Origin of the sequence: Tsukamurella paurometabola (assembly GCF_900631615.1) — a bacterium.
Classification (GTDB): Bacteria; Actinomycetota; Actinomycetes; order Mycobacteriales; family Mycobacteriaceae; genus Tsukamurella; species Tsukamurella paurometabola_A.
Genome location: NZ_LR131273.1, coordinates 835,013 through 859,245 on the forward strand (window position 1 = coordinate 835,013; position 24,233 = coordinate 859,245).

29 protein-coding genes are annotated in these 24,233 nt (G+C 68.9%); 15 read left to right on the plus strand and 14 right to left on the minus strand.

What is annotated here, in order from left to right; translation table 11 throughout:
* Positions 1 to 54 precede the first annotated feature (54 nt).
* Positions 55 to 516: a C40 family peptidase gene (locus ELY19_RS04360; protein WP_126195114.1), complete on the plus strand. Its 462-nt coding sequence runs from the start codon at positions 55 to 57 to the stop codon at positions 514 to 516.
* Here ELY19_RS04360 and ELY19_RS04365 read toward each other — a convergent pair whose 3' ends face one another.
* On the minus strand, positions 517 to 1,440 hold the full coding sequence (locus tag ELY19_RS04365) for an o-succinylbenzoate synthase (RefSeq protein ID WP_232015617.1): 924 nt from the start codon (positions 1,438 to 1,440) through the stop codon (positions 517 to 519).
* Between the two features lie 75 nt (positions 1,441 to 1,515).
* On the opposite strand from ELY19_RS04365, the gene ELY19_RS04370 reads away from it, so the two are divergent.
* Entirely contained in the window at positions 1,516 to 2,442 is a 927-nt protein-coding gene (locus ELY19_RS04370) for a 1,4-dihydroxy-2-naphthoyl-CoA synthase (RefSeq protein WP_126195116.1), read from the plus strand.
* Positions 2,443 to 2,696: 254 nt separating this feature from the next.
* Here ELY19_RS04370 and ELY19_RS23350 read toward each other — a convergent pair whose 3' ends face one another.
* From ELY19_RS23350 to ELY19_RS04380, 3 genes are all read right to left on the minus strand, one after another.
* Positions 2,697 to 2,846, minus strand: a complete 150-nt coding sequence (locus ELY19_RS23350) for a hypothetical protein (protein ID WP_164711511.1) — start codon at positions 2,844 to 2,846, stop codon at positions 2,697 to 2,699.
* Positions 2,847 to 3,018: 172 nt separating this feature from the next.
* On the minus strand, positions 3,019 to 3,579 hold the full coding sequence (locus ELY19_RS04375; RefSeq protein ID WP_126195117.1) for a hypothetical protein: 561 nt from the start codon (positions 3,577 to 3,579) through the stop codon (positions 3,019 to 3,021).
* A 1-nt stretch (position 3,580) separates the two neighbouring features.
* Positions 3,581 to 4,003: a hypothetical protein gene (locus ELY19_RS04380; RefSeq protein WP_126195118.1), complete on the minus strand. Its 423-nt coding sequence runs from the start codon at positions 4,001 to 4,003 to the stop codon at positions 3,581 to 3,583.
* Between the two features lie 153 nt (positions 4,004 to 4,156).
* Between ELY19_RS04380 and ELY19_RS04385 the strand changes: the two genes are divergently transcribed.
* Positions 4,157 to 5,322, plus strand: a protein-coding gene (locus tag ELY19_RS04385) for an IS3 family transposase (RefSeq protein ID WP_126195119.1) whose coding sequence is annotated in 2 segments (ribosomal slippage) — positions 4,157 to 4,441 and positions 4,444 to 5,322 — 1,164 coding nt in all. Because the reading frame shifts where the segments join, the coding sequence is not laid out codon by codon here.
* Positions 5,323 to 5,336: 14 nt separating this feature from the next.
* Here ELY19_RS04385 and ELY19_RS04390 read toward each other — a convergent pair.
* Entirely contained in the window at positions 5,337 to 5,777 is a 441-nt protein-coding gene (locus tag ELY19_RS04390; RefSeq protein ID WP_126195120.1) for a DNA/RNA non-specific endonuclease, read from the minus strand.
* A gap of 338 nt (positions 5,778 to 6,115) precedes the next feature.
* On the opposite strand from ELY19_RS04390, the gene ELY19_RS04395 reads away from it, so the two are divergent.
* The gene (locus ELY19_RS04395) at positions 6,116 to 7,213 is read left to right on the plus strand and encodes an IS630 family transposase (RefSeq protein ID WP_126194392.1); all 1,098 of its coding nucleotides are present in this window, start codon (positions 6,116 to 6,118) and stop codon (positions 7,211 to 7,213) included.
* Here the strand turns inward: ELY19_RS04395 and ELY19_RS23355 are convergent.
* The 4 genes from ELY19_RS23355 to ELY19_RS04415 all read right to left on the minus strand — a co-directional run bounded on the left by ELY19_RS23355 (position 7,107) and on the right by ELY19_RS04415 (position 11,597).
* Entirely contained in the window at positions 7,107 to 9,107 is a 2,001-nt protein-coding gene (locus tag ELY19_RS23355; protein WP_164711512.1) for a hypothetical protein, read from the minus strand. The two genes, ELY19_RS04395 and ELY19_RS23355, sit on opposite strands and share 107 nt — an antisense overlap.
* Positions 9,108 to 9,405: 298 nt before the next feature.
* Complete coding sequence (locus tag ELY19_RS04405) at positions 9,406 to 10,416, minus strand: helix-turn-helix domain-containing protein (protein ID WP_126195121.1); 1,011 nt, start codon at positions 10,414 to 10,416, stop codon at positions 9,406 to 9,408.
* 10 nt (positions 10,417 to 10,426) lie between these two features.
* Positions 10,427 to 10,756 carry a hypothetical protein gene (locus ELY19_RS04410; protein WP_126195122.1) on the minus strand — a complete coding sequence of 110 codons (330 nt, stop codon included), beginning with the start codon at positions 10,754 to 10,756 and terminating at the stop codon, positions 10,427 to 10,429.
* A 46-nt stretch (positions 10,757 to 10,802) separates the two neighbouring features.
* On the minus strand, positions 10,803 to 11,597 hold the full coding sequence (locus ELY19_RS04415) for an MspA family porin (protein WP_126195123.1): 795 nt from the start codon (positions 11,595 to 11,597) through the stop codon (positions 10,803 to 10,805).
* A gap of 487 nt (positions 11,598 to 12,084) precedes the next feature.
* On the opposite strand from ELY19_RS04415, the gene ELY19_RS04420 reads away from it, so the two are divergent.
* On the plus strand, positions 12,085 to 12,504 hold the full coding sequence (locus ELY19_RS04420; RefSeq protein WP_126195124.1) for an HIT family protein: 420 nt from the start codon (positions 12,085 to 12,087) through the stop codon (positions 12,502 to 12,504).
* A 31-nt stretch (positions 12,505 to 12,535) separates the two neighbouring features.
* Complete coding sequence (locus ELY19_RS04425) at positions 12,536 to 12,985, plus strand: SRPBCC family protein (RefSeq protein WP_126195125.1); 450 nt, start codon at positions 12,536 to 12,538, stop codon at positions 12,983 to 12,985.
* Between the two features lie 13 nt (positions 12,986 to 12,998).
* On the opposite strand, the gene ELY19_RS04430 is transcribed toward ELY19_RS04425, so the two are convergent.
* From ELY19_RS04430 to ELY19_RS04440, 3 genes are all read right to left on the minus strand, one after another.
* Positions 12,999 to 13,343, minus strand: a complete 345-nt coding sequence (locus ELY19_RS04430) for a VOC family protein (RefSeq protein WP_126195126.1) — start codon at positions 13,341 to 13,343, stop codon at positions 12,999 to 13,001.
* A gap of 84 nt (positions 13,344 to 13,427) precedes the next feature.
* Complete coding sequence (locus ELY19_RS04435; protein ID WP_197715982.1) at positions 13,428 to 13,880, minus strand: VOC family protein; 453 nt, start codon at positions 13,878 to 13,880, stop codon at positions 13,428 to 13,430.
* Position 13,881: 1 nt separating this feature from the next.
* Positions 13,882 to 15,021 (minus strand): BTAD domain-containing putative transcriptional regulator, encoded by a 1,140-nt coding sequence (locus ELY19_RS04440; RefSeq protein ID WP_126195127.1) that lies wholly within the window; start codon positions 15,019 to 15,021, stop codon positions 13,882 to 13,884.
* A gap of 206 nt (positions 15,022 to 15,227) precedes the next feature.
* On the opposite strand from ELY19_RS04440, the gene ELY19_RS04445 reads away from it, so the two are divergent.
* From ELY19_RS04445 to ELY19_RS04480, 8 genes are all read left to right on the plus strand, one after another.
* Positions 15,228 to 16,487, plus strand: coding sequence for an inorganic phosphate transporter (locus tag ELY19_RS04445; protein WP_126195128.1), 1,260 nt, complete (start codon positions 15,228 to 15,230; stop codon positions 16,485 to 16,487).
* A gap of 3 nt (positions 16,488 to 16,490) precedes the next feature.
* Positions 16,491 to 16,793 (plus strand): hypothetical protein, encoded by a 303-nt coding sequence (locus ELY19_RS04450; protein ID WP_126195129.1) that lies wholly within the window; start codon positions 16,491 to 16,493, stop codon positions 16,791 to 16,793.
* Between the two features lie 10 nt (positions 16,794 to 16,803).
* Positions 16,804 to 17,115 carry a DUF3349 domain-containing protein gene (locus tag ELY19_RS04455; RefSeq protein WP_126195130.1) on the plus strand — a complete coding sequence of 104 codons (312 nt, stop codon included), beginning with the start codon at positions 16,804 to 16,806 and terminating at the stop codon, positions 17,113 to 17,115.
* Between the two features lie 152 nt (positions 17,116 to 17,267).
* A complete protein-coding gene (locus tag ELY19_RS04460; RefSeq protein WP_126195131.1) occupies positions 17,268 to 17,618 on the plus strand; it encodes a DUF3349 domain-containing protein in 351 nt (116 codons plus the stop codon).
* A 9-nt stretch (positions 17,619 to 17,627) separates the two neighbouring features.
* Positions 17,628 to 18,773: an o-succinylbenzoate--CoA ligase gene (gene menE / locus ELY19_RS04465; protein WP_126195132.1), complete on the plus strand. Its 1,146-nt coding sequence runs from the start codon at positions 17,628 to 17,630 to the stop codon at positions 18,771 to 18,773.
* Positions 18,774 to 18,789: 16 nt separating this feature from the next.
* Positions 18,790 to 20,583, plus strand: a complete 1,794-nt coding sequence (locus tag ELY19_RS04470; RefSeq protein ID WP_126195133.1) for an acyl-CoA dehydrogenase — start codon at positions 18,790 to 18,792, stop codon at positions 20,581 to 20,583.
* Between the two features lie 21 nt (positions 20,584 to 20,604).
* The gene (locus ELY19_RS04475; RefSeq protein ID WP_126195134.1) at positions 20,605 to 21,480 is read left to right on the plus strand and encodes a 1,4-dihydroxy-2-naphthoate polyprenyltransferase; all 876 of its coding nucleotides are present in this window, start codon (positions 20,605 to 20,607) and stop codon (positions 21,478 to 21,480) included.
* Positions 21,481 to 21,712: 232 nt separating this feature from the next.
* The gene (locus ELY19_RS04480) at positions 21,713 to 22,264 is read left to right on the plus strand and encodes a LysR family transcriptional regulator (RefSeq protein WP_164711513.1); all 552 of its coding nucleotides are present in this window, start codon (positions 21,713 to 21,715) and stop codon (positions 22,262 to 22,264) included.
* 174 nt (positions 22,265 to 22,438) lie between these two features.
* Here the strand turns inward: ELY19_RS04480 and cds1 are convergent, their stop codons facing one another.
* A complete protein-coding gene (gene cds1 / locus ELY19_RS04485; protein ID WP_126195136.1) occupies positions 22,439 to 23,539 on the minus strand; it encodes an L-cysteine desulfhydrase Cds1 in 1,101 nt (366 codons plus the stop codon).
* Complete coding sequence (locus tag ELY19_RS04490) at positions 23,536 to 23,835, minus strand: DUF4229 domain-containing protein (RefSeq protein WP_126195137.1); 300 nt, start codon at positions 23,833 to 23,835, stop codon at positions 23,536 to 23,538. Before ELY19_RS04490 ends, cds1 begins: the two co-directional genes overlap by 4 nt.
* Before the next feature lie 99 nt (positions 23,836 to 23,934).
* On the opposite strand from ELY19_RS04490, the gene ELY19_RS04495 reads away from it, so the two are divergent.
* Positions 23,935 to 24,174 carry a BldC family transcriptional regulator gene (locus ELY19_RS04495; protein ID WP_416222721.1) on the plus strand — a complete coding sequence of 80 codons (240 nt, stop codon included), beginning with the start codon at positions 23,935 to 23,937 and terminating at the stop codon, positions 24,172 to 24,174.
* Positions 24,175 to 24,233: the final 59 nt, after the last annotated feature.

The window sequence follows — 24,233 nt, forward strand, 5'->3', positions numbered from 1 at the left end:
GACGCGGACCCCGAAATCCCCCGCGGACGGCGTACCCGGGACTACAAAGAAAAGATGAGACGCACGCTGGTGGCCGCCCTGTCCGCGCTGATGCTCGCGCTGATCGGCGCGCCACCGGCGCAGGCCGCCGACGTCGAGGCCGCGATCGCGCGGGGCATGACGCTCGTCGGCACCGACACCTTCGGCGAGTACGGCTGCGAGGACTTCGTCGACTTCGCGTACGGGAGGACCACCGCCACCGGGATCCCGCGCGACCACGCCCGCTCGTTCTACGAGGCGCTGGCCGCCAAGGGCCTCGGTCACCCGGATCTGCCCGCGCCGCGGGGCGCTCTCGTCTTCACCCAGAGCGACTACGGCTATCACGTGGACATCTCCCTGGGCGACGGGACGTACCTCAGCGGCGCCGTGCAGGGGCTCAAGCGGGGCTACGGCGACGGCAGCCAGATCCAGGTCATCGACGCCCCGAACCCGCGCCCGCACCGCCTCCTCGGCTGGGCCCACGCGCCCTGGAAGTAGCTACCGGAGCAGGGCGTGGCAGCGGCGCAGGCGGTCCAGCCACCAGGCGCGCCGCTCCCCCGTCACCTCGACCGCCGCCAGGCGCTCCGGTGCCGGCGCGACGGTCCGCACCCGCAGTGCGCCGTCCACGAGCGGGTGCTCGCCGAGGTCGGCGGTGAAGAAGCCGCCCGTGCCGAGGCCCGCGGCGTTGCCGTCCTCGATACAGGCCGCGGCGACGATCCCGGCCGAGAGCCCGACCGCCGTGTCGAGCGCAGAGGAGACGGTGACCCGCACGCCCGCAGCGGCTTTCAGCGCATCGGCCACCTCCAGCACCGCGCGGACGCCGCCGAGCGGGGCCACCTTGACGATCGCGACGTCCGCCGCCCCGAGCTCGGCGACGCGCATCGGATCGCCTGCGCGCCGGATGGATTCGTCTGCGGCGATATCGCACGCACCGTCGAGCCGGCGCCGCACCTCGGCGAGCTCCTCGACGGTGGCGCAGGGCTGCTCGGCGTAGTCGAGCGGGCCGCCCTCCAGCAGCCGGACGATCGCGCGCTCGGCCTGGTCGACGGTCCACCCGCCGTTCGCGTCGACGCGGATCGCGCCGTCCGGCATGGCCTTCCGCACGGCCGCGACGCGGGCGAGGTCGTCCTCGAGGGTCTGCCCCTGCTCCGCGACCTTCACCTTCGCAACCCGGCAGCCGGGGAACCGCGCGAGCACCTCGGGGACCCGGCTCGGCCCGACGGCGGGCACCGTCGCGTTGACGGGCACCACGTCGCGCAGCGGCTCCGGCAGGCCCTCGTACGCGGCCTCGATCCCCGCGCGCAGCCAGTGCGCGGCTTCGGCGTCGTCGTACTCGGGGAAGGGCCCGAACTCGCCCCAGCCGGCGGGGCCCTCGAAGACCAGCGCCTCGCGGGCCGTGATCCCACGGAAGCGCACCCGCATGGGCAGCTGCACCACGCGGGCCGCGGCCACCAGTTCGTCGACGTCCACCACGCCCCCAACAGTAGAGTCGGAGCCGTGACTTTCAACCCCGAGCTGTGGCAGCCGGTCCCCGGATTCGAGGACCTGACCGACATCACGTACCACCGGCACATCGCGCAGGGCACCGTCCGCGTGGCCTTCGACCGGCCGGAGGTGCGCAACGCCTTCCGCCCGCACACCGTCGACGAGCTGTACCGCGCGCTCGACCATGCGCGGTGCACGGCCGACGTCGGCGCGGTCCTGCTCACCGGCAACGGGCCGGCGCCGAAGGACGGCGTGTGGGCGTTCTGCTCGGGCGGCGACCAGCGCATCCGCGGGCGCTCCGGCTACCAGTACGCGACGAGCCACGACTCCGACGTCGAGGCGGCGACCGCGGCCGGCGTCGACGAGGCCCGCGTCAAGGCCGAGGGCGGCCGGCTGCACATCCTCGAGGTGCAGCGCCTCATCCGGTTCATGCCGAAGGTCGTGATCGCGCTGGTCAACGGCTGGGCCGCGGGCGGCGGCCACTCGCTGCACGTGACCTGCGACCTGACGCTGGCTTCGCGCGAGCACGCGAAGTTCAAGCAGACCGACGCCGATGTGGGCAGTTTCGACGCCGGGTACGGCAGCGCCTACCTGGCCAAGCAGGTGGGCAACAAGTTCGCGCGCGAGATCTTCTTCCTGGGCGAGACCTACAGCGCCGAGGAGATGCACCGCATGGGCGCCGTGAACCGCGTCGTGGATCATGCTGAGCTGGAGAACGTCGCGCTGGAGTGGACCGCGAAGATCCTGGGCAAGAGCCCGCAGGCGCAGCGCATGCTGAAGTACGCGTTCAACCTCCCCGACGACGGGCTCGTCGGGCAGCAGTTGTTCGCCGGCGAGGCAACGCGGTTGGCCTACATGACCGACGAGGCCGTGGAGGGCCGGGATTCGTTCCTGGAGAAGCGCGCTCCTGACTGGTCCCCGTTCCCGTACTACTACTAGACCGCGTCAGGCGGGGTGAATCAGGCCCCAGTCCGCAGATGGCAACATCGCTGCCTTCGCGAGCGTGCACGTTGCTGCCGGGGCCGGTTCTCCGCCGTAGGCCACGTGCGGCTGTGGTGTTCAACGGCGTCCTTGCCGACGAGGAACCGAGCGCCCGCTGAACCGTCTCGGCGTCGCGGCCCAGCGCCGATCAACCCGCGCGCGAAGTAGCGCCTCAGGCAGTGCGGCTTCGCGAGCTTGGTGATGACCAGTGGTCACCGGCGCGGTTCGCCGACAGCAACGCCTTGTCGTGCCGGGACCGGGAGGGCGAGCTTCCCCGAGGCCTTGTCGGTGAGGATCTCGTCGCGGGCCGCAGTGAGCGCGTCGTGCTGGACCTCGGGGATCGGTCGCGGGTCGAGACCCACCGATTCGCCTGCACTCGACCGTATCGAGAACGGGGAAGTGCGTGATGTTGTTGCCGACACGGGTCGCGTTACATCTTCGACCTGGGCGAGCTGGTCAGCTGCCGCGTTGTCTCATGAAGGATCGAACCCGGACACCGATTCATATCTCGGTGCCCGGGTTCGATCTCAGCTTCTAGCGGTTCGCGGTGAGTCCTGACTCCGCCGCGTTGGCCTGCGCGATCCGATCCGCAGCCTCAAAAGGGACGGCTGAGACGAAGTAGGTCTGCGGCTTAGTATTCACGACAACCACGTGGAACCGATCCGCGGACACAGGAGCCCCCTGCACCTCGATACTCGCTGTAGCACGGGTCGCCTGGACACCGGAGATGTTGGTCGGAGTGACGACCAAGCCCACCACGCGAGCCTTGTTCTTCACGTAACCCGATGTATTCGGCGCGTTGAGCACAATCGACCGCGCCACATCCTCGCTTGTCCGACCGTCAGCTCCCGTAATCCCAAGTTCGACGACCGATGCCCAGTTCTTTCCCGGCAGCTTTACCGAGGCAGCTGTCGTGCCCTCTGTATCGGGACCAGAGACGTTCCACCCCGCAAGCGCCGCTCGCGGTATCGACAAGGGCCCGGCTGCGACACGCTCTGGATCGGCGGAAACCGCCCCGGTAGCCAGCACTGAGCCCATTACCGTTGCAATCAAACCTCCGGCAACTCCCCGCCGAACGCTAGCGTTAATGCTCATTTTAAGACCTTTCGGAAAGGTTGCTGGGGAACCACTCAGGAACATCTTCCTGAGAACGCGGAAACTCCTGCAGATCACGCTCGTACTCGTCGTCGGACGGCCTAGGGCCACCGTCCCACTTCGGCTCTGTATCGTAATCGAAATTGTAGCCAAACTCGCCCGATGGTGTTAACGACAGCGTACAGGTGAACCACGGGCCGCTCGGAGTTGCCATCTCGGTGCGCAGTTCATACAGCCACCCGCCGATATCTATCGGAGCAGAGACGATATTAGGATCACCGTCCACTAGTGTCGCCTCACTGGCATACCCTCCGACGATTTCGAATCTAAACTCCGCGCTCTGCCATTCGTCCAACGAGTTTACAGCCTCGAACAAGCTTCGCGCGGCCTGCTCCTGCAGGGACGACACCTTTTCCGGGTCCATATCGCACCTTACTTTGCTAGTTGAAGAGTCGGCGGGTGACTGTGTTTCCGGATTCGTTTATCCAGGAGACCACGTACGAGGAGGGGACTGCTGCACCGATAAGGACATCTGATCTGGCTTGCCCGCATAGGGTGGCCTGGAAGGATGACTATCGTGCCGAAGCCGTATCCGCAGGAGTTCCGTGATGACGTGGTCCGCGTGGCCCGTGAGCGCGAGTCGGGGGTGACGCTCGCCCAGATCGCGAAGGACTTCGGGATTCATGAGATGACGCTGCAGAAGTGGTTGCGCCGCGCGGATATCGATGACGGCCGCAGGCCGGGAACGACATCAACGGAATCGGTTGAGCTGCGTGAGCTGCGGAAGCGGAATCGCTTGCTGGAGCAGGAGAATGAGGTATTGCGGCGGGCGGCGGCGTATCTGTCGCAGGCGAATCTGCCGGGAAAAGGCTCTACCCGCTCGTGAAGGAGCTCGCCGCCGACGGCATTCCCGTGGCGGTGACGTGCCGGGTTCTCAAGCTCTCTCGTCCGCCGTACTACCGGTGGCTGACCGAGGCGGTCACCACGGCTGAACGAACCGAGGCCGTGCGGGCGAACGCGCTGTTCGATGCCCACCGTGATGACCCGGAGTTCGGGTATCGATTTCTCGCCGATGAGGCCGAAGCTGCTGGCCAGAGCATGAGTGCGCGGACGGCGTGGCGGATCTGCTCGGAGAACAGCTGGTGGTCAAGGTTCGGGAAGAAACGCGGCCGGAACGGGAAGAAACCCGGCCCGCCGGTGCACGACGACCTCGTCGAACGCGACTTCACCGCCGAATCTCCGAACCAGTTGTGGCTCAGCGATATCACCGAGCATTGGACTGACGAGGGCAAGGTCTACCTTTGCGCGATCAAGGACGCCTGCTCGGGGCGGATCGTCGGCTACAGTATCGACTCCCGCATGCAATCACGTCTCGCCGTCAGTGCGTTGAACAATGCGGTTGCCCGCCGTAGCCACGACGTCGCAGGTTGTATTGTGCACTCCGACAGAGGCTCTCAATTCCGGTCCCGCAAATTCGTGTCGGCGTTGAACCGACACCATCTGGTCGGATCGATGGGCAGAGTCGGCGCCGCCGGCGACAACGCCGCGATGGAGTCGTTCTTCGCACTGCTGCAGCGCAACGTCCTCGACCGGCAGCGATGGAGCACCCGCGAGCAACTCCGGATCGCGATCGTCACCTGGATCGAACGGACCTACCACCGCCGGCGCCGCCAGGCCCGCCTCGGCCGGTTGACGCCGATCGAATACGAGGCGATCATCAACACAGCCGCATCAGCGGCATGACACCGTAACTGTCTCTATCGGTGCAGCAGTCCCGAGGGTCGTACTGAGTCGCCCTTGTAGGCGAGTTTGATTGTAGCATCGACCGGGTTTCCACCGGCGATTTGCTTTGCCCATTGCTCTTCAATTTTGTAGAAGGAGTTCTTTCCTGCCTGGTTGAGGCTTTCCTTCATTGCGGTGATGTTGATTCCTTCTCCGGGGCCGCCGAATCGGGTGCCCCAAAGGTGTCCGCCTTGGTCGCCTGGGAGGCGGTCTGCTCGACCTGAGACCTTCTGCTGGTAGCCGTTGCGGTCGGATGGTTTGAGATCGGAGAGGAGCCCTCGGGTTTCGGTTACGCGCCCCTTGGAGTCTGTGTTGTAGATGAACTTTCCGCCGTCGACGATGTAGGTGGTGTCAGGCTTTGGCTTGTGAAGTTCCTTGGTCCAGTTGCCTGTGCCGCCAGAGGTTAGTTCGGCCACGTTGCGTCCTGACTGGGCGGCTGCGTCTCGTGCCGCGTCGGCTGCATCGCCGGCCGCATCTGTTGCGGTCTTGCCGGCGGTTTGGGCGGCGTCGGAAGCTGCCTGCGTACCGGCACTTGTCGCATCGCCAGCAGCATCTGTCGCAGTCCTGCCTGCCGTGCTGGCTGCGTCACCTGCGGCGTCTGTCGCGGCTCGTCCGGCTGTTTGCGCCGCGTCGGAAGCGACCCGTGTACCGGTACTCGCGGCATCGCCAGCGGCGTCCGTCGCGGCCCTCCCCGCGGTGCTAGTGGCGCGTGTCGTTAATCATTGAACAGTTTGGTGCCTGCGAGAATTGAGGCATGGCGAATCATCCTGCTCCGGCGTTGACGCTGCGCGATGGTGATCGGGAGGTGCTGGAGTCGTGGACCCGGTCCGCTTCGGTGCGGGCGTCCGCGGCCAAGCGGGCGCGGATCGTGTTGCTGGCCGCTGATGGTGAGTCGAATCAGCGGATCGCTGAGTTGGTCGATGCGAGCCGGACGACGGTGATCGCGTGGCGGGATCGGTATCTCGAGCGTGGCCTGGAGGGCCTGTCCGATCGGGTTCGGCCAGGCCGGCCGCGGGAGCTCGATCAGGATGCGATCATCGTCGCAACGCTCACGCCGCCGCCGAAAAGCCTTGGGGTGACGCATTGGTCGACGAGGCTGCTCGCCGCCCGGATCAAGGTGTCGCCGGCCGCGGTGGCGCGGGCGTGGCGCGCGTACGGGATCAAACCGTTCAAGGCCGAATCGTTCCGGTTCTCCACCGACCCCGAGCTGGTCGGCAAGGTCACCGACATCTGCGGCCTGTACTTGAACCCGCCTCAGAACGCGATCGTGCTGTGCGTGGATGAGAAGTCGCAGATCCAAGCCCTGGATCGGACGGTGCCGATCCTGCCGACCCAGCCCGGGAAGGTCGAACGCCGCTCCCATGACTACTACCGGCACGGCACCACCACCTTGTTCGCCGCCCTCGACATCGCGACCGGCAAGGTCACCGCCGCCCTCAAACCCAAGCACCGGCACCAGGAGTTCCTGGCGTTCCTGCGTCAGATCGAGCGGGCCTACCGCGACGTGCTCGACTCCGACGGCAACCCGGTCGAGCTGCACCTGGTGATGGACAACTACGCAGCTCACAAGCATGCGAACGTCAAGGCCTGGCTCGCCAAGCATCCCCGGATCGTCGTGCACTTCACCCCGACACACGCCTCCTGGATGAATCTCGTCGAGGCCTGGTTCGGGATCGTCGAACGACAGGCCATCCGGCGCGGCGTGTTCACCTCCGTCCAGGACCTCAACGCCAAGATCCGGGCGTTCATCGACGGCTGGAACCCGAGAGCACAGCCGTTCGTCTGGACCAAGACCGCCGAGCAGATCCTCGAGAAGGCGAACCGTCCAACAACTTCAAACCCGCGCCACTAGCAGCATCACCTGCAGCATCCGTCGCGGTCTTACCTGCAGTGCTGGCTACGTCTCCAGCCGCTTCTGCTGCTTTGCCTGTTGTCTTAGCCGTGGCTTGGGCGGCTTCTTCGGCACCCTTGGCAACCTTGCCAGCCGTAGAGGCAGCCTTCCCTGCTCCCTTGGTGGGGTCGACGATTGTCTGGAGGACATTGCCGACGACCTTGCCGGAGGCGTACGCAGTGTCGCCGCGGTCGAAGTCATCCTTGGCGATGAAGGCGTTGCCAACGGCTTTCCAGGAGTCGGCGACCCCGGGGCCGCCTTCTTCGCCCAGGCCGACGAGTGGGGCCATGCCCTTGGCAGTGTCGACGGGGTGGGCGACCATCTGGCCGACGCCTTCGGCGGTGTCGAGCACGCTGCGGCCGACGCCGGCACCGAAGTTCTTCACACCGCTGCCAACGCTCTTAACCTTGTCCCAGAACGGATCGGCGATGATCGGGTATACGTTGTCCGGCCCGGGCTCGATGTGCTGGACCATCTCGTCGCCCTCGATGTCGTACCAGGTGGGTACCTCCTTGCCGTTGGCGTCGTAGGCCCAAGGGGCGTTGAACTGGCCGACCTGCTCGCCATTGCGGTCGAAGACGGAGATGGAGCCGTCATCGTTCTTGACCGAGCGGCCGCCTTCGGGGGGGTTGAGCGGGAATCGGTACTGCTTGGGAGCGTCCTGGTTCTTCATCAGGATCAGCTTCTGGTAGTCCCCATCTTCCTTGGGGACAGTGATGATGTCGTAGCTCGGGTCAGCACTGGTGCCGTCCGGGTTGAGCTTGAGGCCCGCCATTCGGGCCATCTCTTCCGGGCTGCGGCCGGCGCTGCCTCCGGGCTGCGCCTGGTCCCACAGCTTCCACGCCTGATCGGCGGTGGGCTTGGAACCGCCGCTGGTGTTGCGGCGACGGCCGGCCATGACACCGGTCGCTTCGGCGACGAGGTAGGACCACGACGGTGCACCGTCCTTGTTCTCACCGTCCCCGTCGGGACCGCTGCCGCCTTCCGCGCCGGGCGCACCGGGTCCACCGTTGCCCCCACCGGGGGCGCCGCCGTTGCCGGCGGCGCCGGGAGCGGGGCACTGCGACTGGGTCTGCGTGACGGTCACCGTCGACTGAGAAGGCTGTCCGGACTGTGTCGGCTGGCCGGTCTGCTGCTGGCCTGTCTGGTCGGGGCGTCCGGGTGCGGTCGTGCGGACCGGGTTCTGCTGTCCGGTCTGCTGGCCCTGGCCGGGCTGCTGGCCCTGGCCGGTCGGGTTACCCGGAATGTTCGGCGCCTGCCCACCCGGGCTACCGAAGTCCGGGGTCTGGGCCTGGATGTTTCCGCCGTCGTTGCCGCCGCTGCCGGCGGGTGAGGTGGCGATGCCGTTGTTGTCCTGACCGCTGCCCTGACTCCCCTGCTGCCCACCGGGAGCGGTGGTCTGCTGCGCGGGCGGGGTGATCGTCAGCTCCGGGCCGGGGCCGGGGCCACAGGTCGCCGGCCCACCACCGGGGCACGGCGCCGCCGACGCGACACCGGCGCCGGGCCCGGTCGCGGCGAAGCCCATCATTCCGACCGCCACCACGATCCCGGCCACGGCGGCGGCCGCGCGCACCTGCTCCGGTGCGGGTGCACCGACACCGGCGGAGCGAAGCTTGCTCAGCCCGGTGAAGAAGATCCGGCCGACGATCACCATGATCAGCCAGAAGGTCAGGAACACCACGGGCACCGGGGTGAACCGGGGTGCCTCGATGGAGAACATCACCCCACCGAACATCCCGGCCAACCCGATCACTGTCAGGAACGCACCCTGAAGACGCTGCTGGGCCACCGACCCGCCGGCGTCTCCGGCCGAGCCCGAGGCGTGGACCGGATTGCCCCTCGCGTGCGCTGCCATAGATCTCACTCACCTTCATTTCGAACAAGCCCCTCGTCGACCCTGAGGTCAGATCGAGGCGGTACGCCCGGCAGCGCGTCGATGAATCCCAGTCCGCCAGCGAACCGCAACCGAGTCAATCGGGGTGCCGTACGTCGAACGCACATAACCCCAGTTCAGACGGCATATGAACGCGACGCATATAGGGCTCTCGTTGAACGCTCATGGCCGTCTCGGCGGCGTACAGCGACCCGCTATACGCCCAGGTCGGTATGGAGAACGGCTTCCGACGTAGGCTGACCACTCTCCCGCCGGGTCGTCATCCCGCCATCACCCCGAGCGCGATCCCGAGGCCGAGCACCATGACTGCCAGCGCCACGATGACGCCCATGACGATCTGATGGGTGCGCAGTTCCGACAGGGCCGCCGACTGCGACGCGGTCCAGAACTCGATCGCGCTTTCCGGCACCTGCGACGCCGCCGCTCCACCGAATCGGAAATCGGGATCCGCGTTGCCGTTGCCGACGGGCACGCCCGTCGACGAGAGCGCGATCAACGCATCCGCCGTCAGTACCAGCCTGGTGTGGTCGTACAGCCACACACGGGGGCGACCGGCGGAGGTCCACCGTTGCGCGTCGTGCTCCAGCCCGGTTCTGGCGATCAACGTCGGATAGGAGTCGGCCACCCACCTCGCCAGACGTGGCCAGGCATCGATCAGCGCCACGTCGACCAGGGCAACGCGCCCGACCTCGAAACCGCCGTCCGCCATCCGCAGCACCGGCTCGACGAGGACGCCGAGATCGATCAGTTCCGACGTCACCGTTCGCGCGCCGTCATCGCCCGATGAGGTGGGGGCCCACGCCCGCGTCGTGACAGCCCCGTCGACGGAGATCTCGAGACAGTCGAGAAGCATGGTTCGCACCGCCTCGACGGTCAGGTCGTCGGACGCCCCCACCCACTTCTCGGCCGACGCGGCGATCTGACCGACTGCGGGCGTCTTCGCCTCTGCGCCGATGGTGGTATCGAACAGGGACTGCCACTGCCGTACTGTGAGCACAGTCGCGCCGCCCTCGGGGCCGGTGCTGTTCCGACGAAGCCGATGCGCGCGGTCAGTCAGCAGGACCAATAGTGGCTCGATCGTCGAGAAGTCGGTCGGAAAATGTCGTCCCGTGCGCCAGTGCGAGATCGTGCCGTTACTGACCCCCGTCAGTCGCGCGACCTCCGCGACCGTCGGCGACCCCGCAGCGACGAACAGCCGACGCAGGGAGGCCGCGAAGAAGGCGGCGTCGCCGTTACCGGATGTTCCTCCGTTCGCGGGTGATCTCGCCACCACAGCGAACCTAACTGCGGCCGTTACGAACCGCCGCCCAGATCGCCGAGAATCCCCCGACGACGAGCTGGCTCGCGATCAGCATCACCAGGACGAACGCCACGAACACGGCGGGCATCGTCCACCGTTGCCCCCACTCACCGAGATGCTCGACCGCGAAGCCACATCCCACCAGCATCGCGAGCCCGATCACGAAACCGAGTGCCTTGAACGCCAGCGTGCGCAGCGCTTCGGCATCCCCGGTACTTGCTGCAGAGTGCTGCGGGTCGTGCTGCACCGCGGAATATTGTCCTCGCTGCATCGGAACCTGTTGCGTGTCCGCCGAGTTGGCGTCAGTCATTGCGATCCACCCCTCCACAAGGAATCAGTCGTCGTCACGATGCGCACTACGGGCGGGTGATGAAGATCGGCTTGCCGTACGTCGTGATCGAATCGTCGGTCCGGTCGGTCTGCAGCGCGATCGTCGCGTACGAGCGGACCTGAACACCGCCGATGCAGTTGTCCACCGCCACCCGGACCTCACGCGTGTAGGTGGCCGCATCCGGGCCCTCGAGACTCTTCTTGGCGTACGGAATATCCTTGGTCGTTCCCGGCTTCAGTACGCCCGAGATCGATCCGGTCTCGGTGAGGGTGTCGCCGATCGTGGCCGAGATCCCCGGCGTCACACCGGCCGACACACTACCGCCACCGCTGCCGCCGGTCGTGCCGCCCTGCCCCGTCGCGGTTCCAGTGAGATTCGCTGTCACCGACGGGGTCACCCCCACGTTGGTCGCATTCGAGATGCTGCCGCCCACGGTCAAGCTGTCCGCAGTGACGGCGCAGCCCACCTGCAGCCCTGTGGTCAGAACGGCCGACTTCACCTTCGACTTCGGCTTCTTCGTGGGATCGGCGACCGAGACTGTGGCCTCACCTCCGATGGTCGAGAAAGCTTCGAACGACTGCGGCGAGCGGTTCAGTGGGGGAACGGAACGCAACGCTTCCATCGTCTTTGTGACCACCACCTTCCAGCCATCGCGCGTGACCACGGTGCGCGAACTGTCGGCGAACTGATCGTCGGCTTTGGGTTTGGTCTCACCCGAGGGCTTCGGGGCCGGCGCGGCGTTCGCGATCGGGGCAACCGTCAGCGTCGCAGCGATGACGACGGTGAGACCTGCAAGCGCATGCGTTGTGCGAGAAGACATAGAGATACTCCTGTTGTGGTGACGCGGCAGTTCACGCCCTCCCTGCCACCGGCACGAGCGCGTCTCGGTGAGAGCGGGCTCGACGTCGACGCGAGGGCGCGGGTCGTCTTCCGCAAGCCGGCAACGCACGGGCTACCGGCACCGGGCCTCGCCTCCCGCAGGGCCCGGGCGGGGTATGCGCGTTTCAACCTCGGCGACACCTCGCGTACTAGCTGCGCCGCGTTGAAACTTGCTTTACCTAAGAGGAAGATTAGAGCAGTCTGTCTTGAATCGCAACTAGTGCATCTATGTCATCTTGTCGAATACTCGATTTCGTCCTGTGCGCAGGGCCGACGGGTTCCGAGGATCTCCGACGATAGGGCCGACGACGTCGCGCACGGAACCCGCTTCACGCATCCGTCACACGATCTCCACACCGGTACCATCCGCCCTGGGAGTCGGCCCTGAGACGATCAGCCTCGGCCGGTCCACCACGTAGTCTGACCGCGTGCAGAGCTGCAACTTCTGCGCGATCGTCGCGGGTGAGGCGCCCGCGGCGATCGTCGCCGAGACCGACGAGCTGATCGCCTTCCTCGACGTCCGCCCCGTCAGCGAGGGCCACACCCTCGTGGTCCCGAAGCGGCACGCGGCGCGTCTGGCGGACCTCCCCGCCGAGGACGGCACCCGGATGTTCGCGCTCGGGCACCGTCTGGCCCGGGCGGCGCGCGCCGGCGAGCTCGGGGCCGATGGCGTGAACCTCGTCGTCAACGACGGCCGCGCGGCCTTCCAGACCGTCGATCACGTGCACCTGCACGTGATCCCGCGCTTCGCGGGCGACAAACGCGCCCTGCTCGGCCGGTTCCTCCGCCGCGGGCCCCGCACGTCCGACGGTGCCGCTCTCCTCCTCCGCGCGGCCCTGCCGGACTGACACCGGGCGGCGCCGCGCGTATCGTGCTCGCATGGACGTCGATGTGGTGGTCGAGCGCGTGATTCCCGTTGCGCGCGAGCGGGTCGCGGAGTTCGCGGGCGACCCGTCGAACGCCCCGCGCTGGTACGCGAACATCCGGTCCGTGGCGTGGCGGACGGAGCCGCCGGTACGGATCGGCTCGCGGATGGACTTCGAGGCCCGGTTCCTGGGGCGGCCGCTGGCGTACACCTACGAGGTGACCGAGCTCGTCGCGGACGAGCGGATGGTCATGCGCACCGCCGACGGCCCCTTCCCCATGGAGACCACGTACACCTGGGAGTCCGTGCCCGGCGGCACGCTCATGCGCCTGCGGAACCGCGGCACGCCGAGCGGATTCGCGCGCATGGCCGCTCCGGTCATGGCCCGAGCGATGCGGTCCGCGATGACGAAGGACCTCGACCTCCTGAGCCGGCTCCTGTCCGACGCCGCCCCGCAGCCCTGAGGGCATGTGTCCCTCAGCCGTGAGCGCGGGGATGGCGCGGCTGGTACAGCCCGATCTCGCCGCCGCCGGGGAGGGGCAGCGAGGTGAGCAGACCCCAGCCCTGATCGGTGATCGGCGCCGCCTCGACGCCCTTCGCCCGCAGCGCCGCGACCTCCGCCTCGACGTCGTCGCACATCAGGTACAGCTCCTGCTTCGGCGGGCCGTCGGTGGGATGCACCGCGACCTCCGAGGCGGGCAGCGGCAGGATCAGCCAGCCCTGGCCGGCGTCCACCCCCTCGACGCCGAGCACGTCGCGCAGGAACGCGCGGTCGGCGTCCGCGTCGGCGGAGTAGTGGATGATGTGCGCCCCGTTGATCATCCGCCCACGGTAGCGCCGAAACTTCGGTGCAACTCTGCGACGACACGCCGATGTCCGATCGCAGCATCGCACCGAAGTAGGCGGCTACCGCTCCAAGCGGTCCGAGGACGCGTCCTCGACGGGCCACCCGGCGTCGACGTCGGCGCGCCGTGACTCGTCGACGGCCTCGAACCGGATGCCGAGCGCGTCCGCGGCGAAGTACGCGAACCGGCGGCCGTCCTCCCGGCCGTCGTAGTCCAGCCGCAGGCCGTCGCAGGCGGTCCACCGGTCCACCGTCGACTCCAGGGATTCCGCCCAGAAGCCGAGGTGGTCGAACCGCGGTCCGGTCGCACTCACGTCCCACGGACTCCCGACCGATCCCTCGACGAGTTCGATCCGCGGCTCGGCCGTGCTGAAGACGATGCGGTACGTCCAGTCCCGGAGCGTCGCGGTCTGCGGCTCGTGCCAGCGCACGCCCACCGATGCGGTGATGGTCGCCATCGCCGCATCGAGGTCCGGGACCGCGAACGCGACGTGGTAGAAGCCGGCGGGCGGCACGCTACTCCTCGATCACGTGGAAGCGGAAAGTGGTGCGGCCGAGCGTGAGCTCGTCCCCGTCGGACAGCGGGTGCTGCCCGGCGACCCGCCGCTCGCCCACGTAGGTGCCGTTCGAGGACTGCAGGTCGCGGACGGCGAAACCGCTCACGGACCCGGTGATCACGGCGTGCTCGCGGGAGACCTTGGTGTCGTCGATGCTGATGTCGTTGTCGGGCAGGCGGCCGAGCCGCACCTCGCCGTGCACCGGGTACTCGGTGCCGTCGGCGGCGGTCAGGCTGCCGCGCGGGCCGGCCCCGTCGATGGTCACGTCGGTCTCGGTCTTCTCGAAGGCGCGCCCGTCGCCCGGCTGCGCCGACGGGCGCGCCGCGGTGAAGGCCAGCTGCTCCTGCCGCAGCACCTTGCCCTCCAACTCGACGAGCGCCGGCGTCGGATCGGCACCGAGCTCGTCGGCGAGGGTGCGGCGCAGCTCGCGTGCGGCCTCGAGGGCGTCGGCCTGCCGACCCGTCACGTAGAGGGCGGTGATGAGCTGGCCCCACAACGGCTCCTGCAGCGGATGCTCGGAGACCAGGCGGCGCAGCTCGCCGATGACCGACGACGCGCGGCCGGCGGCGATCTCCGCGTCGTACATCGCGGACTGCACCGCGGCCCGCTCCTCGGCCATGCCGATCGCGAAATTGTCCGCGAACTGCAGCCCGCGCAGGTCGGCCACCGCGTCGCCGCGGAACTCCGCGAGCGCGGAGGCGAAGGCGAGCGAGGCCTGGTCGTAGCGGCCGGCGGCGGCGAGCTCGGCGCCGCGACGGCGGGCCGAGTCGAACCGGCCGATGTCCGACTGCTCCGGTTCCAGGTCCAGGCGATAGGTGGAGCCCGAGGTCACCAGCAGAGCGTCGAGACCCGAACCGGCGCCCGGTCCGCGGAGCGCCTTGCGGAGGCCGCTGACGAAGACCTGCAGGCTGGCCCGGGCGGAGGCGGGCGGGTTGCCGTCCCAGACCTGCTCGCTGAGCGAGTCGACCGTGACGGCACGGCCGCGGTTCATCACCAGCAGCGCGAGCACGGAGCGCGGCTTCACGCCCGACACCTCGTTGGGTGCGCCGTCCACGGAGAGCGAGACCTGGCCCAGCACACGGATATCCAAAGACGCCATGCCGGAATAGTAGTCGTCGCACGTCAGCGGTTCGCACGGCATAGGAATAACGGGACAAATCGGACATCGAGTCCGCAATCTGAGAGCGCACTGAATGAACATTGGGTGAACGCTCGCCGGACGAGCGAGAACCTGCAGGTCAGAAGGATGTCGGACCCGTCTCACCCGTTTGGTGGAACGGGCACCTCGGCCTCAGTATTTTCACCATGAACAGCGAACTCATCATCCTGCTGTTGGTGATCGTGACGGCCCTCGCCTTCGACTTCACCAACGGCTTCCACGACACGGGCAACGCGATGGCGACGTCCATCGCGACCGGCGCCCTCAAGCCCAAGACCGCCGTGAGCCTGTCGGCGATCCTGAACCTGGTCGGCGCCTTCCTGTCCGTCGAGGTCGCTCTCACCGTGACCAACGCGGTCATCAAGATCCAGAACAAGGACGGCTCCCCCAAGGCCGAGTTCACCGCCAACCACGGGCGCGCGCTGCTCATCATCGTGCTCGCCGGCCTCATCGGCGGCATCGTCTGGAACCTGCTGACCTGGCTGCTCGGCCTGCCGAGCTCCAGCTCGCACGCGCTGTTCGGCGGCATGATCGGCGCCACCATCGCGGCCCTCGGCCTCAGCGGTGTCGTCTGGATCGGCCACGGCAAGCTCGACGGTGTCATCGGCAAGGTCGTCCTCCCGGCGCTGTTCGCCCCGGTCGTCGCGGGCCTCGTGGCCGCGGCCGGCACGTACCTGATCTTCAAGATCGTCGCCGGCGTCGCCGAGCGGTTCACCGAGGAGGGCTTCCGCTGGGGCCAGATCGGCACCGCCTCGCTCGTCTCCCTCGCGCACGGCACCAACGACGCGCAGAAGACCATGGGCGTCATCACCCTCGCGCTCATCGGCTACAGCGCCGGCTCCCCCGAGGCCAGCGGCGGCTTCCTGTTCTGGAACGACACGCACGGCGTCCCGCTGTGGGTGAAGTTCTCCGCCGCCGCCGCGATCGCCCTGGGCACCTTCCTGGGCGGCTGGCGCATCATCCGCACCCTGGGCAAGGGCCTCATCGAGATCAGCTCGCCGCAGGGCATGGCCGCCGAGGCGTCGTCGGCCACCATCATCCTCACGTCGAGCCACCTCGGCTTCGCCCTCTCCACCACGCACGTCGCCACCGGCTCGATCCTCGGTTCGGGCGTCGGCAAGCCGGGCGCCAAGGTGCGCTGGAACGTCGCCGTCCGCATGGTCGCCGCGTGGCTGATCACCCTCCCGGCCGCCGCCGTCGTGGGCGCGGCCATGTGGTTCGTCGCCGCGAAGATCCCCGGCCTCGCCGGCCCGCTGGTCGCCTTCGCCATCCTCTGCGCCCTCTCCGGGTACATGTACTGGCGCGCGCAGCAGCAGAAGGTCGACTCCAACAACGTCAACGCCGAGTGGGACGACGAGACCAACGCGGTCGCGCCGACCGCCGACGAGAAGATTGCGAAGGTCTAAGACATGGAAACCATCTCCCTCGCCCTCAACGCGGTCTGGAAGGTCCTCCTCGTGGGCCTCATCCTCGGCGCCGGCCTGCCCGCCCTCTTCGCTGTGGGTGTGCGCGGCCTGGCCATCGGCAACGGCCACGAGCAGGAGGACGGCACCGTCCACCAGCCCAACCCGCTGGGCAACGTGCTCGCCGCGGTCGCGTTCGTCATCGTGATCGCCGCCGTCGTGCTCGGCATCGCGATGATCGTCGCGTCGGGCTTCAAGTACGAGCTCACGTTCGACAACATCTACCCGTGGTTCGAGAAGAAGAAGTAGGGGCGGACGAATGACCACCGAGAACAACCAGGACGGCATCCTCCAGCAGGTCCTCGACTGGCTCCGCGTCGGCTACCCGGAGGGCGTCCCGCCGAAGGACTACTTCCCGCTGCTCGCGCTCCTCACGAAGCAGCTCTCGGAGACCGAGGTCGACGCGGTGATCGGCCGCATCCTGGCCCAGCGTCCCGACGAGGTCCACAAGAACGAGATCGAGGCCGCGATCACCAAGGTGACCCAGGCCGAGCCCAGCGACGAGGACCTGCGCCACGTCGCGAGCAAGCTGGCCGCGGGCGGCTGGCCGCTCACGGGTTTCGCCGGCTGAAACACGTTCCGCTTCGCTGAGCGGTCGATGCACCGCATCGCGCACGGCCCCCTATTGTGGTGAGCGATAGGGGGCCGTTCCCGTATCGGTATCCGTATCACCAGCACTATCGCGCCCCGCCGGGGCGCACCTCGCACCGGAGGTGGGGTCTCATGAGTTCGAGTCCGGGCTTTCTGGCCAGGATCGTGGATTGGCTGCGCGCCGGCTATCCCGACGGGGTGCCCAGCACCGACTACCAGCCGCTCCTCGCGCTGCTCGACCGGCAGCTGACGAAGGAGGAACTCAAGGAGGTCACGCGCGAGCTGATCAACGACGCGCAGCTCTCCGCCGAGGGGCTCGAGCCCATCACCCGCGTCGACGCCGGCGTCGCGATCAGCGGCCGCACCCACGAGTTGCCGCTCGAGAAGGACATCGCCCGCGTCCGCGAACGCCTGGAGCGCAAGGGCTGGCCCTTCGACGACGACCCGCTGCGCCACGAGGGGCATCCCGGCGAGGCGCAGTAGCCTCGACCCGTGAACCTCGAGCCGCTGCCGATCGACACCGTCGAATCCGCCCTGCCGCAGCTCAGCGCCCTCCTGGACGGTACGGCGCCCGCGTGGCTGCCCGTGCCCGCCCGCGATCCGCGCGAGACCGAGCGGCTCGCCGGCGCGCTCGCCGCGGGCACGCCGATCGACGAGCGCGTGGCCCTCGTCGTCGCGACCTCCGGGACGACGGGCACGCCGAAGGGCGCCATGCTCACCCGCGCCAACCTCACCGCCAGCGCCGCGGGAACGCACGCCCGGCTCGGCGGACCGGGGCAGTGGCTGCTCGCGATGCCGCCGCACCACGTCGCGGGGGTGCAGGTGATGCTGCGCTCCCTCGCCGCGGGCCACGCGCCCGCGCAGCTCGACGTGCGCGCCGGCTTCGATCCCTCCGGCCTCGCGGCCGCGCACGCGAACATGACCGCGGACCGCCGGTACGTCTCCCTGGTGCCGACCCAGCTGGTGAAGGTGCTCGCCGACCCCGCCGCGACGGAGGCCCTGGCCCGGTTCGACGGGGTGCTCATCGGCGGCGCCGCCTGCCCCGCCCCGGTCCGGGAGGCGGCGCTCGCCGCGGGGATCCGCATGGTCCGCACGTACGGGATGAGCGAGACCGCCGGCGGATGCGTGTACGACGGTGCGCCCCTCCCGGGCGTCGAGATCCGCCTGGACGGACCGCAATCGCGCGTCGTCCTCGGCGGCCCGACGGTGGCCCTCGGCTACCGGAACCTGCCCGAGCATCCCGCGTTCGCCGAGCCCGGCTGGTTCCGCACCGACGACGCGGGGACGCTCACGGACGGCGTCCTCGCCGTCACGGGCCGGCTCGACGAGGCCATCTCCACCGGGGGCCTGACGGTGCTCCCCCAGGTCGTGGAGGCCGTCCTCGCCCGGGTGCCGGGTGTGGCCGAGGTCGCCGTCTTCGCCCAGCCGGATCCGCGGCTCGGCCAGCGCGTGGCCGCCGCGGTCGTGCCGGCGCCGGGGGCGGAGGTCACCGTCGACCTGCTGCGCGCGGCCGTCGAGCGCGAGCTGGACCGGACGGCGGCGCCGCGGGCGCTGTACCTGCTCGACGAGCTGCCGCGGCGCGGGCCCGGCAAGGTCGACCGGCGGGCACTGACCGATCGTTTCTCAAATATTCACTGATGTAGGATTTGGAGCCATGAAGCAGAACATCGCAGCGCAGACCCCGCTGCTCAGCCCCCGCGACGTCGACTTCCTGCTCTACGAGTGGCTGAATGCGGAGGAACTGACCAAGCGCGAGGCCTTCGCGGACCACTCCAAGGAGACCTTCGACGCCGCCCTCGATCTCGCCGCCGACATCGCGGTGCAGAAGCTGTCGAACCACTACAAGGACGCGGACGCGAACGAGCCGACGATCCAGCCCGACGGCACCGCGAAGACGCTGCCCGCGACCAAGGCCGGGCTCGACGCGATCAACGAGGCGGGCTTCACCTTCGCCGAGCTGCCCGCGGAGGAGGGCGGCATCGGCCTGCCCTCGCTGATCAGCAAGGCCGCATTCGCGTGGATGCAGGCCGCGAACGTCTCGACCACCGTGTACTCGGGCCTCACGCTGGGCAACGGCAACGTCATCCGCTCCTTCGGCACCGACGAGCAGAAGCGCCTGTTCCTCGAGCCGATGATCGAGGGCCGGTTCACCGGCACCATGTGCCTCTCGGAGCCCGACGCCGGCTCCGCGCTCGCCGACATCAGCGCCAAGGCCGAGCCCCGCGGCGACGGCACCTACGCCATCACGGGCACCAAGATGTGGATCACCGGCGGCGACCACGAGATGACCGAGAACATCGTGCACCTGGTGCTCGCGAAGGTCCCCGGCGCACCGGACGGCGTCAAGGGCATCTCCCTGTTCATCGTCCCGAAGTACCTGGTGAACGAAGATCAGTCGGTCGGCGAGCGCAACGCCGTGCACCTGGTGAGCCTCAACCACAAGATGGGTAACAAGGGCACCACCAACTGCCTGCTCTCCCTCGACGGTGCGACCGGCTACCTCGTGGGCGAGGAGAACCGCGGCCTGGTGCAGATGTTCCAGATGATGAACGAGGCCCGCGTCGCGGTGGGCCTCGCGTCGTCGGCCATCGGCTACACCGGCTACCTGCAGTCCCTCGAGTACGCCAGGACCCGCGTGCAGGGCCGGCCGGTCACGGCACCGTCGGGCCCGCAGGTCCCGATCATCGAGCACCCCGATGTGCGCCGCATGCTGCTCGCGCAGAAGAGCTACGTCGAGGGCGGGCTCGGTCTCGCGCTGTTCGGGGCGCGGCTGGTGGACGACGCGCACACGGCGCCGTCGGAGGAGGAGCGGACGGCCGCGAGTCAGCTGCTGGACTTCCTCACGCCGATCATCAAGAGCTGGCCGAGCGAGTGGGCGACGAAGGCGAACGACTTCGCCATCCAGATCCACGGCGGCTACGGGTACACGCGCGAGTTCAACGTCGAGCAGCTCTACCGCGACAACCGGCTCAACGCGATCCACGAGGGCGCCAAGGCGATCCACGGACTGGACCTGCTCGGCCGCAAGGTCCCGCAGCACGGGGGCGCCGCGTTCGGCGCGCTGCTCGGGCGGATCGAGGCGACCGCCGCCCGTGCCGAGAAGATCGAGGAACTCGCGCCGCACGCCGCCGCGCTGCGGGCGGCCGCGCAGCGCGCGGTCGAGGTCACGATGGCACTGGGCGGCACCGGAGATCCCGCGCTGTCGCTGGCGAACGCGACCTCGTACCTGGACGGCCTCGGCCACGTCGTGGTGGCGTGGCTGTGGCTCGACCAGGCGCTCGCGACGTACGCCGAGGACGGCACCGCGCGCGACGACGCCTTCTACCGCGGCAAGCGGGCGACCACGCAGTACTTCTTCGTGTACGAGCTGCCGAAGGCGCACACCGAGTTCGACCTGCTGGCGAAGCTCGATCGCACCACGCTCGACCTGGACACCTCGGTCCTGTAGCGACTGCATAGGCTGGGGTCCATGGCAACCGCAGCGCAGTGGCTCGAAGGGGCCCGGCCCCGCACGCTCCCGAACGCGATCGCCCCGGTGATCGCGGGGACGGGGGCGGCGGGGTTCCTGGGCGAGGCGGTCTGGTGGAAGGCGCTGCTCGCGCTCGTGGTGTCGCTGTCGCTGATCGTGGGCGTGAACTTCGCCAACGACTACTCCGACGGAATCCGCGGCACCGACGACGAGCGCGTCGGGCCGCTGCGGCTCGTCGGGTCCGGGCTCGCCTCGCCCGCCGCGGTGAAGCGCGCCGCGTTCGCGTGCTTCGGGGTCGGCGGGATCGCGGGTGTGGTGCTGTCGCTGACCTCAGCGCCGTGGCTGATCCTCGTGGGGCTGGCGTGCGTGGCCGGGGCGTGGTTCTACACGGGCGGGAAGAAGCCCTACGGCTACCTCGGCTTCGGCGAGATCGCGGTGTTCGTCTTCTTCGGCCTGGTCGCGGTGCTGGGTACGGAGTTCGTGCAGGCCGGCCGGGTCGACGCGGCCGGCTGGCTCGCCGCGTGCGCCGTGGGCTCGTACAGCTCGGCGGTGCTCGTCGCCAACAACCTGCGCGACATCCCCACCGACCGCGAGTCCGGCAAGATCACCCTCGCCGTCCGGCTGGGCGACGCGCGGACCCGCGTGCTGTTCTCCGTCCTCGTCGCCGTCCCGACGGTGCTGGGCCTGGCCCTCGCGGCCGTCGCCACCCCGTGGGCGCTCCTGTCGCTCGCCTCCGCCCCGCTCGCCGTGCGTGCCGCGCTGCCGGTGGCGCGCGGCGGCCAGGGCCCGGCCCTGATCCCCGCGCTCGCCCAGACCGGCCTCGCCATGCTCGTCTGGTCCATCGGCGCCGCGATCGGCCTGTTCCTGGGCGCGTGAGTCCCGCCCTGACAATCCGGACCTGTAGTCGATCCGGGAAGCCATGCGTGCCGCGCATGGCTTCGATACTTGCAGTTCAGAGCCACTTTCTCGCGCCCGCGCTATGCGCGGCACGCATGACCTGACGTCCCGGACTCTCGCGTCGCCGCCGATGCGGCCGACACGGCCTCCGCGGCCCGTCTCCCGCGCCGTGCTCACGAAACTCGTCGGTGGTCGGCGGTACCGTCCCGGCATGTCGGACATCGAACGGTTGCGAGTGGTGGCGACAGTGGCCCGCACGCACAGCATCAGCGAGGCGGCCCGGGTGCACGGCGTCGCGCAATCCACGGTCACGCGGTCGGTGGCGAAGACGGAGGAGCTCGTGGGCTTCGCACTGTTCCGGCGCACCGCGGAGGGCGCTCCGCCGACCCCAGCAGCACGTCCCGCCATCGCCCTGATCGAGCGCATCGTGAGCGGCTTCGACGAGCTTCGCGCGCTCGGCGGCGACCGCCCCGCATCGCTCCGCCTGGCCCACCGCGCGGACCTGCCGATCCCCACCCGCCTCGAGGACACGATCGTCCTGTGGAACCGCGAGAACACTCCCACCGTCGAACCAGTGATCCTGGACGATCCGGTGGCGGCCGTCCACGCCGGCGAGGCCGCGTTCGCCGTGGTACGCAACACCGGCCCGCTGCGCCCGGACCTCGACACGGTCATGGTGAGGGTGACCCGCCTGGAACGGATCGAGCTGCTGCACCTGCCCGACCCGCCCACCGAGGCGGAGTCCTTCCTCCTGCGGGTCTGACCGCGTTGAGCGACGTGCGCGGAGCGACAACGCCTGCCCGGGCCATGCGTCCGGCGCATGACCCGCGTCAGGAAAAAAGCCCCTGACCTGCGGAAATCATAGCCATGCGTGGCACGCATGGCTTCCCGGACCGAATAGTTACCCGATCCGCGTGCCGAGACCCGCCGTCGGCCCCTACTCCCGCCAGGACCCGTCGGCGAGGAAGCGCTCGACGGTGAGCGTGGGCGGGATGAGGTCGAAGCCGTTGGACTGCACCCAGGCGTCGTCGAAGTAGGTGTCGAGGTAGCGGTCACCGTCATCGGCGAGGAGGGTGACGACGCTGCCGGACCGGCCGGCCTGCAGCATCTCGGCGATCACGCCGAAGGCGCCCCACAGGTTGGTGCCGGTGGAGCCGCCCACGCGCCGTCCGAGCATCGAGGAGGCGATGCGGGCCGCGGCGATCGAACCGGCGTCGGGCACGCCCACCATGCGGTCGACGATCTCCGGGATGAACGACGGCTCCACGCGCGGACGGCCGATGCCCTCGATGCGGGAGGACCGCCCCGTCTGCACCGAGCAGTCGCGCGCGACGAACCCGGGCAGGAAGCTGGAGTTCTCGGGGTCCACGACGCACAGGCGGGTGGCGTGGCGCCGGTAGCGGATGTAGCGGCCGATGGTCGCGGAGGTGCCGCCGGTGCCCGCGCCGACCACGATCCACGCCGGCTCCGGGTGCTCCTCCAGTGAGAGCTGGGAGAAGATCGACTCGGCGATGTTGTTGTTGCCGCGCCAGTCCGTCGCGCACTCGGCGTGCGTGAACTGGTCCATGTAGTGGCCGCCGCGCTCCTCGGCGAGCCTGGCGGCCTCGGTGTACACCTGGTCGGCGCGGTCCACGAAGTGGCAGGTGCCGCCCTCGCGCTCGATGAGCGCCACCTTCGCCGGCGACGTCGACTTCGTCATCACGGCGACGAAGGGCAGGCCCAGCAGCTTGGCGAAGTACGCCTCGGACACCGCGGTGGAGCCCGACGACGCCTCGATCACCGTCGTGCCCTCGCGCACCCACCCGTTGCACAGCGAGTACAGGAACAGGGACCGGGCCAGCCGATGCTTGAGGCTGCCCGTGATGTGCGTGGTCTCGTCCTTGAGGTACAGGTCGATCCGCGCATCCCGCGCCCAGTCCCCCAGCGGGAACCGCAGCAGGTGCGTGTCCGCGCTGCGGCGCGCGTCGGCCTCGATCAGCCGGACGGCGTTGTCGACCCACGACCGGTCGGCGGACCGGTCGTGAACGACGGTCGTCACTCGTCCACGCCCTGCAGCCGCCGCCGGAAGTCGTCGCGCTTCGCCCGGCGCGCCTCATCGATCACCGCGGCGCTCTCGTTCACCCGCGTCCGCAGCTTCTTGCCGAGCACCATCGACAGTGGCAGCGACACCACGAGCGCGAAGAGGAAGACGGGAACGGGCGGCACCTCGTCGAGGACGAGGTACCCGATCCCGTAGAGCACCGCGAAGACGGCGACGACGAGTCCCAGGCGGAACAGCGTATAGAAAAAAATGTCGCGTGCCAGGGCCTTCTTGGCCGCACCCGTATCGGTCATGCCCCAGAGCCTACTCCCCGTCCGAAATCCGACTTTACCAATTCTTGGCACTCGGATAGAGGTTCGAGTACTCGGGCAAATCGCTGCATACTGGGCATCATGACGACGGCACACTCGAACATCGCCCAGCGCGCAGCGGACCCGCGGGCCGCTGCTCCCCGACAGCCCGAGCGCCTCATGACCCCAGGCCAGGTGGCCGCGCTGTTCAACGTGAACCCCAAGACGGTCACCCGGTGGGCCGGCGCGGGCCTCCTCGGCTCCGTCCGGACGCCCGGCGGGCACCGTCGCTTCCGCGCCTCGGAGGTCTTTGCTCTGTTGAACCAGAACACCACCGCGTAGCTCCCCGCGACGCGCGGAAGGGCGCCGCTCCACCGAGATCCCTCGGCGGGGCGGCGCCC

Coding starts and splice junctions, on each gene's coding strand:
- ELY19_RS04460 (WP_126195131.1), top strand. CDS start 17,268: ATGAGTTCGAGTCCGGGCTTTCTGGCCAGGATCGTGGATTGGCTGCGC.
- ELY19_RS04375 (WP_126195117.1), bottom strand. CDS start 3,579: ATGAGCATTAACGCTAGCGTTCGGCGGGGAGTTGCCGGAGGTTTGATT.
- ELY19_RS23355 (WP_164711512.1), bottom strand. CDS start 9,107: ATGGCAGCGCACGCGAGGGGCAATCCGGTCCACGCCTCGGGCTCGGCC.
- ELY19_RS04445 (WP_126195128.1), top strand. CDS start 15,228: ATGAACAGCGAACTCATCATCCTGCTGTTGGTGATCGTGACGGCCCTC.
- ELY19_RS04480 (WP_164711513.1), top strand. CDS start 21,713: ATGTCGGACATCGAACGGTTGCGAGTGGTGGCGACAGTGGCCCGCACG.
- ELY19_RS04440 (WP_126195127.1), bottom strand. CDS start 15,021: ATGGCGTCTTTGGATATCCGTGTGCTGGGCCAGGTCTCGCTCTCCGTG.
- ELY19_RS04365 (WP_232015617.1), bottom strand. CDS start 1,440: ATGCGGGTGCGCTTCCGTGGGATCACGGCCCGCGAGGCGCTGGTCTTC.
- ELY19_RS04490 (WP_126195137.1), bottom strand. CDS start 23,835: ATGACCGATACGGGTGCGGCCAAGAAGGCCCTGGCACGCGACATTTTT.
- ELY19_RS04450 (WP_126195129.1), top strand. CDS start 16,491: ATGGAAACCATCTCCCTCGCCCTCAACGCGGTCTGGAAGGTCCTCCTC.
- ELY19_RS04395 (WP_126194392.1), top strand. CDS start 6,116: ATGGCGAATCATCCTGCTCCGGCGTTGACGCTGCGCGATGGTGATCGG.
- ELY19_RS04415 (WP_126195123.1), bottom strand. CDS start 11,597: ATGTCTTCTCGCACAACGCATGCGCTTGCAGGTCTCACCGTCGTCATC.
- ELY19_RS04360 (WP_126195114.1), top strand. CDS start 55: ATGAGACGCACGCTGGTGGCCGCCCTGTCCGCGCTGATGCTCGCGCTG.
- ELY19_RS04425 (WP_126195125.1), top strand. CDS start 12,536: ATGGACGTCGATGTGGTGGTCGAGCGCGTGATTCCCGTTGCGCGCGAG.
- ELY19_RS04475 (WP_126195134.1), top strand. CDS start 20,605: ATGGCAACCGCAGCGCAGTGGCTCGAAGGGGCCCGGCCCCGCACGCTC.
- ELY19_RS04430 (WP_126195126.1), bottom strand. CDS start 13,343: ATGATCAACGGGGCGCACATCATCCACTACTCCGCCGACGCGGACGCC.
- ELY19_RS04380 (WP_126195118.1), bottom strand. CDS start 4,003: ATGGACCCGGAAAAGGTGTCGTCCCTGCAGGAGCAGGCCGCGCGAAGC.
- ELY19_RS04410 (WP_126195122.1), bottom strand. CDS start 10,756: ATGACTGACGCCAACTCGGCGGACACGCAACAGGTTCCGATGCAGCGA.
- ELY19_RS04495 (WP_416222721.1), top strand. CDS start 23,935: ATGACGACGGCACACTCGAACATCGCCCAGCGCGCAGCGGACCCGCGG.
- ELY19_RS04470 (WP_126195133.1), top strand. CDS start 18,790: ATGAAGCAGAACATCGCAGCGCAGACCCCGCTGCTCAGCCCCCGCGAC.
- ELY19_RS04455 (WP_126195130.1), top strand. CDS start 16,804: ATGACCACCGAGAACAACCAGGACGGCATCCTCCAGCAGGTCCTCGAC.